We start from the raw sequence: 7,099 nt of genomic DNA, 5'->3' as shown, positions 1-7,099 counted from the left end.
GCGCGCACATCCTGTTCGGGCAGAGTATCAAACACGCTTGGCATTCCACTATCCTCTTCGACTGTCCGGGCGTTCAGCCCGTAACTCGTGATTTATCGATTGAATTTCTTTAAGTTCAACGCCCTGATCGGCTGCCCAGGTATTGACCGGTCTATCGCAACCTTAATGAGCAGCGGCATGACGAAAATATCCTTCATGCATTATGTTCGAACGAGCCCATCGTTTCGCGCAATTTGAAAGCCCATTCCGTAAGTTCTGCCATGGACGGACCTAGGGCTTTGCCCATTTCGGTCAGCGAATATTCAACCCTAGGCGGCACTTGGGGGTAGACCGTGCGAGCGATGATGCCGTCCTTTTCAAGCTGCTTGAGCTGCTGGATCAACATCTTCTGATTCACGCCTTCAATCCGCCGCTCCAATTCGGAAAATCGGACGGGTGCTTTGGCGCCGAACAACTGGCAAATGATAACGATCTTCCACTTTCCCTCCAGCAACCGCATGGCGTCTCGTGTGGCAGCGGCCCAGACGAGTTGCCGTTTCGGGTCGGTGCAGTCCCAGTCCCGTGTCATTCATACTTACCTTTTAGTGGGCTTCATACTTTTAGGTGGGCTATTGCTGATCAAGGTACTAAAGACTAAACTCCGGTGTAAAGCAATAATGATTGAGCAGAGGACACCGAATGGAGATGGGCATGATCGGCATCGGTAGCATCAGGAGCGCCCTGGCGCGCAGGCCCCGCGCAGCAGGTCGAATCGATTCGAAAATTCGATCGAGTGACCGAAATGGCTGATGACAAAGTCGAAGATACAGGTGTCAATTTGACCATTGTTGAACGTCTCCAGCGACTTGAGGACATTCAGGACATAATTCGCCTCAAGGCGCGTTACACTGAACTTGCCGACAGCAGCGCCGAAGCACCGCACACCGGCGAGGAAATTGGCGGGCTTTTCACCGAGGACGCAATTTTTCATATCGTGCCGACTGGTGCTCCACCATTGATCGGATCGGCTGCAGTCACTGAGCGGTTCAACGACGCCACACTGTACCCCTATTCCTATCATTTGCTCGGCAACCCCCACATCGAAGTGGATGGCGATAGCGCGAAAGGACGATGGCATGTGGTCGTGGCGCTTAACCGGCGCGACATGGGCGCGATGTGGACGACGGCCTTCTATGAGGATGAGTTTGTTCGCACCGCATCGGGCTGGCGGATCAAAAGCCTGCGATGCACAGCCTCTGCCTTCGCGCCATTCGGGCAGGGGTGGTGACTGAGCGAGACTGATATCATGTGTCGCGCACTGTTTTCGGGTAATTGGGCAAGGTGCCGCGTTCGATCTGCAACAGCATAGCAAATGGGTTTGAGGAGGATCTGAAAGTGCGTTTTAGTCTATCAGAGACAATGGGTCAGTATCAGGACTGGCTGGAGATGGGCGCTGCCGCTGAGGAAGCGGGGTTTGATGCCTTCTCCGCGCCGGACAGTGTGTTCTATCCTGACAAGACAGATTCCATCTATCCATATAATGAAACCGACGCGATCCGAAAATATATCGAGAACACGGCCTTTATCGAGCCGATGGTCGCCTTCGCCTGGATGGCGGCGAGGACCAGCAAGCTGCGCTTCTTTCCCAATGTGATGAAGTCGGCATCGCGTGCGCCGATCCTGCTTGCAAAGCAGATATGCTCTCTCGCGGTCGTTTCGGACAATCGCTTCATCTATGGCGCCGGCATCGGTCCTTGGCAAGAGGACTTTTCTTATAGCGGGCTGGACTGGAGCAAGCGCGGTGAGCTTTTGGATGAATCTATCGACATTTTGAAGGGGCTGATGACCGGCGATTTCTTCGCCTATGAGGGCAAGCACAACAAGTTCGGGCCAATCAAGATAAATCCGGCGCCGACCCAGCCGGTGCCCATCGTCATTGGCGGCCATTCGAAGCCGGCCTTACGCCGTGCTGCCAAGATGGGCGATGGCTGGACCGTGGTGAACATGGACTATGATCCCATGAAGGCCATGATCGCCGAGCTGCACGAGCTTCGCCGGTCCTATGGTACCGATAACAAGGACTTTCAGGTCCACGCCCGGCAATATAATGTTCGCACTGCCGAGCAGGAGCGCCCCGACCTCGGCGCGTACCGGAAGTTCGAGGATATCGGTGTGACCGATTATTGCATCGTCCTGTTCCCGACGCCGGATGTTCCGCTTCAGACGAAACTCGATACGATCAAGCGGTTTGGCGACGAGGTCATTTCGAAGCTTTGACCAAGGCTCACGCCAGGTCCGTTTAACAGATATCGCTATCGAAATAGTACCTGACGGACATCAGCCGCAGGTATCGAGGGAGAGAATGGTGATGAAGGTGCTCGATGCACAGGAACTGCTGCAAGTCGCTCAGGACCGAACCGGCCTGTCCGACTTTGGACCCGATGATTTCCGCGAGGGACTCGACATGCTCGTGAACGGGATCAATGCCGATGTGGACGTGCGCCCTGATCGCGTAGTGCATCTGTGCGAAAATATCCTGCGCCTGCTCGTGAATCGGCTATGGTTCCAGAAGGATCTTACCGAGCATCCCGAAATTCTCGACGAAGTCATCGACGCGCCAATCATCATCACGTCCATGCCCCGGACAGGCAGCACGAAATTGCAGCGGCTGCTTGGGGCATCGGGCGATTTCCAACTGGTGGAATATTGGAAGGGCCACATGTTCGCGCGCATTCCCGGCGCGACCGATGGCGGTAGGGAGCAGCGGATCGCGGAAACGCGGGCCTATGAAAAATGGCTTTACGAAGTATCGCCGGACATGATCACGGGCCATCCGGTATTCACAGACGAGGCCGAGGAGGAAATGCAGCTTTTTGAATATGCTTTCCGAACGGGTGCAATGATGGTCTTTGGCTCGGCATCCTATTTTTCATGGCTGCTGCAGGCCGATCCGGCACCGGCCTATGATTATCTGAAAATGCAGTTGCAATATCTACAGTGGCAGAATCCGAACGATCGCAAGAAGCCCTGGCTTTTGAAGACGCCGATCCATTTCGGGCTGGAAAGGCAGCTGAACCGGATTTTCGACAATCCCCGCTTCATTGTTACCCATCGCGATCCGATCAAATGCGTGCCATCCATCGCAGTGATCGCGCATAATTGGCACCGGCTTTACGCGGACGTGGAGCCCGATTTGAACGGGGGCGCGGCACTGACGACCTATTATGGCCAGTCCGCCGACGAGCATTTGAGCTGGCGTGACGACGATCCCGATCTCCAGATCCTAGACATCCCTTTTTCCGACATCACCTCGAACGATGAGGCGGTTGTAAGCCGCATCTACGAAGACTTTGATTTGCCACTAACGGAGAAAAGCAAGCAGGGGATGCTTGACTGGTCCGAACGCAATCCACGCAACAAACATGGTGGCCATTCCTATTCGGCCGAGAAATTCGGAACCACGGACGAAGTGATCCGCAACCGTTTTTCCAGGTATTATGACCGTTTTGCTCCCTTGCTGGCGGGATAGGGGAAGGCCATGAGTGACCTCGATCGGCGGCTGGCGGAGATAGAAGCGCGCTTCGCGATAGCAGACATCGTACATAAATTCTGCCGTGCCGCCGATCGCAGCGACCTTGAGGCCATTCCGTCGCTGTTCCACGACGGGGCTGTGGACAATCATGTCTTTTATGAAGGTGATGTGGCCGGGCTGGTCGAATGGATGCGCGAGCGGCATCGCGATATCCTGAATGCTTCGCACAATGTCAGCAATATCCTGATCGAATTCGCCGGGCCGGACCGCGCGCTGGTGGAATCACGGGTAACGGTATGTCTTCGCTATTCGGCGGTGGGCACCGCGGCATTCGCCAAGGCCGCCGGGCTCCCTATCGCGGGCGATCGGCCGGTCGATATTCTGTCGTTCGGGCGCTATGTCGATATATTCGAGCGGCGGTACGGTGTCTGGAAGATCGCGTCGCGAACAGCGGTGCCCGACCAGCACCTGGCGTTGGAGGTGCCCGAGGGAACAGGCATGGATTCCCTTGCCCTCGTCAGGCCGAGCCGGGATCAGGATGACCTTGTTTTTCGATTACGCCGCGAAGTGGGCCTGTCCTGACCCACGGCCAAAGCATTTTTAGATTCAATGGAGACACAGATGAGCAGTAATGGTCCCGATATTGGTCTAGCCACCGCATGCACCAAGGATACCATCTCGCCACCGGTTCTGGGCCAGTGGGCTGAAGCAAACGGCTTTGAATCGCTGTGGTTCGGTGAACATTCCCATATACCGGCCGGTTTGAAGTCCGAGCGTCGTAGCTACAAGGAAATCCCTGAGAGCTTCAAGGAAATGTACGATCCGCTGCTATCGCACATGGCCGTGGCGGCTGTGACGAAGACGCTGAAACTGGGCACATCCATCTCGATCATCACTGAACACCATCCGATCAGTCTGGCGACCAGGATCGCAACGCTCGATTATTTTTCAGGCGGGCGCTTTATTTTGGGTGCGGGCGCCGGATGGAGCGCCGAAGAGATGGCCGATTATGGCATAGCATTCGAAGGCCGCTGGAAGTGGGTGCGCGAAAGTGTTCTGGCGATGCGGGAGATATGGGGCAACGAAATCGCCGAATTCCACGGTGACATGGTCAATTTTCCGCCAATGTGGTGTGGACCAAAACCCGTTAAGGGCGGCAAATTACCTGTCCTGATCGGCGCTTACACCAAATTCGCCTTCCCCCGCATTGCCGAATATGGCGACGGGTGGATTCCGGTCGACCAGAATGATGCCATGCCCGCTGCCGTGGCCGCCCTTCGCGAATATATGACGAGCAAGGGCCGCACGTTCGAAGAACTCGATCACACGGTCATCACTCACCACCTGGGCATGTTCGACGGTGATCCGGATCGCCTCAAGCGGCGGGTTGAGGAACTGCACGCGATGGGCTTCAATCGCGTCCTGCTTCAGCTTCCATCGGTAGCTGCCGACACACAATGGCAGACATTGGAAACACTGCACCAGGTCGCGCAGACGTTCGCCTGAACACGATAGAGACCGAAACTCAAGGAGACTGATCATGACCATTGTTCAACGCGGCACGGGATCACGCGAAGGAATTATCGATGCTGATGTGGATGCGATTTGGGCGCTGGCGACCGACTGGGGCGTGATGGACTGGTGGGGCAACGAGGTTGAGGAAGCTGGCATGAAGGTCAACAAATGCTATCTCGAAGGCGAGAAGGGCAGCGTCCCGCGCACCAAGGTGATCGAACGATCGAACACCGAGGAGGGCGGCCTGCCGATCGTCAACCGCGAAACATTGATCCACGAGGATGCCGTCGCCCGCCGCCTGTTCTACAATGGCACCGATGGGTTCATCGAGGGTGTTCGCAACTACATCGCGACGTGGGCATTCGATGCGCTTCCCGATGGCAGGACGAAAATGCATATTTCGTCGGTGTTCGACGTCGTTGAGCCGGGTAATGTCGATTATGTCCGCATGGTCGTGGAAGCTGTCTACGAGATGATCTTCAAGGGCTTTAATCAGCACTTTGCGAAGCAAAAATCGGCCGCCTGAGAGTTGCGAACTTTTTTTGGGAAGAGTGCGATGCAGGTAGATTATGATGTTATAGTGATTGGCGGGGGTGGTGCCGGACTGTCGGCTGCCTATCACGCCGCCAAGTTGGGCGCTTCGGTCATGCTCGTTGAGGCTTCGTCGAAACTGGGCGGGGCGACCGCCTTGTCGAGCGGCGTCGTCTATGCAGCAGGAACCAGCGTCCAGGCGGATGCCGGGATCTTAGATTCCGCCGACGACATGTATCAATATATGATGACGCTCAACCAGTGGTCGATAAAACCGGCCCTGGCGAAGCGCCTGTCGGAAGCCGGCGCTTACATTATCGACTGGCTCATTGAACTGGGCAATGAATTTCCGCCGGAACTGGTCATGGAATCAGGCGTAGGCGGATGCGCGCGCGGGCATCAGGCCCTTGGCAGTGGTTATGGAATTGTACAGTCGCTGATCAATGCCGTCGGTGTGCTGGGCGTTGAAGTTGCGTTGGGTTCGCGCGTTTCGGACCTGCTGATCGAAGATGGCCGTGTCGTTGGCATTCGTTCCGGCGAGGTCGATCTGCGCGCCCATGCAACCATCATCACGACTGGAGGCTTCGCCAATAGCCCCGCAATGATCAAGCGGCTCTGGCCGACGGCGGCGGCGCACGGCACGCGTCTCACGTCTTTTTACGCCGACTCGCCCTACAATATGGGTGACGGCATCCTGCTCGCCGAGCGCGTTGGCGCGAACATCACTGGAATTGACAATGGTCTGCTGGTGCCTTCGCCGAACTTCCTGCCGGATTTGTCCTATACCTTACCGGAATGGGCGATGGTAGTGAACCGTGACGGGAAACGGTTCATATCGGAAAATGCCTCCTATGCGGTATGCGGTTATCTGGTCAACGAACAGCCAGAGATGCGTTGTTTTGCGATCTTCGACGAGTTGGCCCTTGTCGAAGCCTGTGCCGACGACAGCGTATTCAAACTTTATATCAACGATCCCGGATCGGACAGCTGGCGCGTCAGCGTCATTCGTGATCAGGTTGCCAAGGGAAGGGTCAAGGTGGCGGACACGATCGCGGACCTCGCGAAAAGATCGGACATTGATCCGGTAAATTTGGAAATTTCGGTCGAGCGCTACAACCAACTCGTGGATCGAGGGGAGGATAGCGATTTCTTCAAGAAGTCGGCAAAATTCTATCCCATTCGCACCGGCCCCTTCTACGCTGTGGAGATACGCGCTTCTTCGATAGTTTCGTGCCACGCGGGTCTGGAAATCGACAATGATGGGCATGTCCTGGACGGTAGTGGTGACGTGATTCCGGGACTCTACGCGGGTGGCGAGGTTTTGGGATGTACTTTAGGACGCCGGTATATCGGCGGTGGCATCGGGGTCGCCAATGCCCTTACCTTTGGGCGCGTGGCCGGAGAGAGTACAATAAGAGAGCGCGTCATGGAACCGCTTAGGTCGGTGCCAGGTACCCAATAGGTCGCGCGCCTTCTATGCCTTAAGCTGACCTGCCCCCACCGAGTGGACCGTGTTGATTGTTAGTGGATTATTCTCGCCGC

8 protein-coding genes are annotated in these 7,099 nt (G+C 56.1%); 7 read left to right on the top strand and 1 reads right to left on the bottom strand.

The genetic code is table 11. From position 1 onward, the window contains the following. Positions 1–193 precede the first annotated feature (193 nt). Positions 194–568: a winged helix-turn-helix transcriptional regulator gene (locus ACODR8_RS19765; protein WP_224551326.1), complete on the bottom strand. Its 375-nt coding sequence runs from the start codon at positions 566–568 to the stop codon at positions 194–196. Positions 569–781: 213 nt separating this feature from the next. Between ACODR8_RS19765 and ACODR8_RS19760 the strand changes: the two genes are divergently transcribed. Genes ACODR8_RS19760 through ACODR8_RS19730 form a run of 7 tightly spaced genes read left to right on the top strand, consistent with a single transcriptional unit; the run spans position 782 to position 7,019 of the window. Then, entirely contained in the window at positions 782–1,267 is a 486-nt protein-coding gene (locus ACODR8_RS19760) for a nuclear transport factor 2 family protein (RefSeq protein WP_489008830.1), read from the top strand. 53 nt (positions 1,268–1,320) lie between these two features. After that, complete coding sequence (locus ACODR8_RS19755; RefSeq protein WP_489008831.1) at positions 1,321–2,256, top strand: TIGR03619 family F420-dependent LLM class oxidoreductase; 936 nt, start codon at positions 1,321–1,323, stop codon at positions 2,254–2,256. Continuing rightward, positions 2,189–3,508 carry a sulfotransferase family protein gene (locus tag ACODR8_RS19750; protein ID WP_489008829.1) on the top strand — a complete coding sequence of 440 codons (1,320 nt, stop codon included), beginning with the start codon at positions 2,189–2,191 and terminating at the stop codon, positions 3,506–3,508. The genes ACODR8_RS19755 and ACODR8_RS19750 overlap by 68 nt, the downstream gene beginning before the upstream one ends. 9 nt (positions 3,509–3,517) lie before the next feature. Further along, the gene (locus ACODR8_RS19745) at positions 3,518–4,093 is read left to right on the top strand and encodes a nuclear transport factor 2 family protein (RefSeq protein ID WP_489008828.1); all 576 of its coding nucleotides are present in this window, start codon (positions 3,518–3,520) and stop codon (positions 4,091–4,093) included. Positions 4,094–4,132: 39 nt separating this feature from the next. Beyond that, positions 4,133–5,017 carry a TIGR03619 family F420-dependent LLM class oxidoreductase gene (locus tag ACODR8_RS19740; RefSeq protein ID WP_489008827.1) on the top strand — a complete coding sequence of 295 codons (885 nt, stop codon included), beginning with the start codon at positions 4,133–4,135 and terminating at the stop codon, positions 5,015–5,017. A gap of 34 nt (positions 5,018–5,051) precedes the next feature. After that, on the top strand, positions 5,052–5,552 hold the full coding sequence (locus tag ACODR8_RS19735; RefSeq protein WP_489008826.1) for an SRPBCC family protein: 501 nt from the start codon (positions 5,052–5,054) through the stop codon (positions 5,550–5,552). Between the two features lie 30 nt (positions 5,553–5,582). Further along, entirely contained in the window at positions 5,583–7,019 is a 1,437-nt protein-coding gene (locus ACODR8_RS19730; RefSeq protein ID WP_489008825.1) for an FAD-dependent oxidoreductase, read from the top strand. Positions 7,020–7,099 lie beyond the last annotated feature (80 nt).

This window comes from Sphingobium sp. FG58, assembly GCF_057809055.1.
The sequence above is the reverse complement of the archived record's forward strand: the minus strand, read 5'-3'. Positions and strand labels throughout refer to the sequence as shown.

Excerpts from the sequence above, each read along its gene's own strand:
- ACODR8_RS19765 (WP_224551326.1), bottom strand. The coding sequence starts at position 568 with ATGACACGGGACTGGGACTGCACCGACCCGAAACGGCAACTCGTCTGG.
- ACODR8_RS19760 (WP_489008830.1), top strand. The coding sequence starts at position 782 with ATGGCTGATGACAAAGTCGAAGATACAGGTGTCAATTTGACCATTGTT.
- ACODR8_RS19750 (WP_489008829.1), top strand. The coding sequence starts at position 2,189 with ATGTTCCGCTTCAGACGAAACTCGATACGATCAAGCGGTTTGGCGACG.
- ACODR8_RS19745 (WP_489008828.1), top strand. The coding sequence starts at position 3,518 with ATGAGTGACCTCGATCGGCGGCTGGCGGAGATAGAAGCGCGCTTCGCG.
- ACODR8_RS19740 (WP_489008827.1), top strand. The coding sequence starts at position 4,133 with ATGAGCAGTAATGGTCCCGATATTGGTCTAGCCACCGCATGCACCAAG.
- ACODR8_RS19735 (WP_489008826.1), top strand. The coding sequence starts at position 5,052 with ATGACCATTGTTCAACGCGGCACGGGATCACGCGAAGGAATTATCGAT.
- ACODR8_RS19730 (WP_489008825.1), top strand. The coding sequence starts at position 5,583 with ATGCAGGTAGATTATGATGTTATAGTGATTGGCGGGGGTGGTGCCGGA.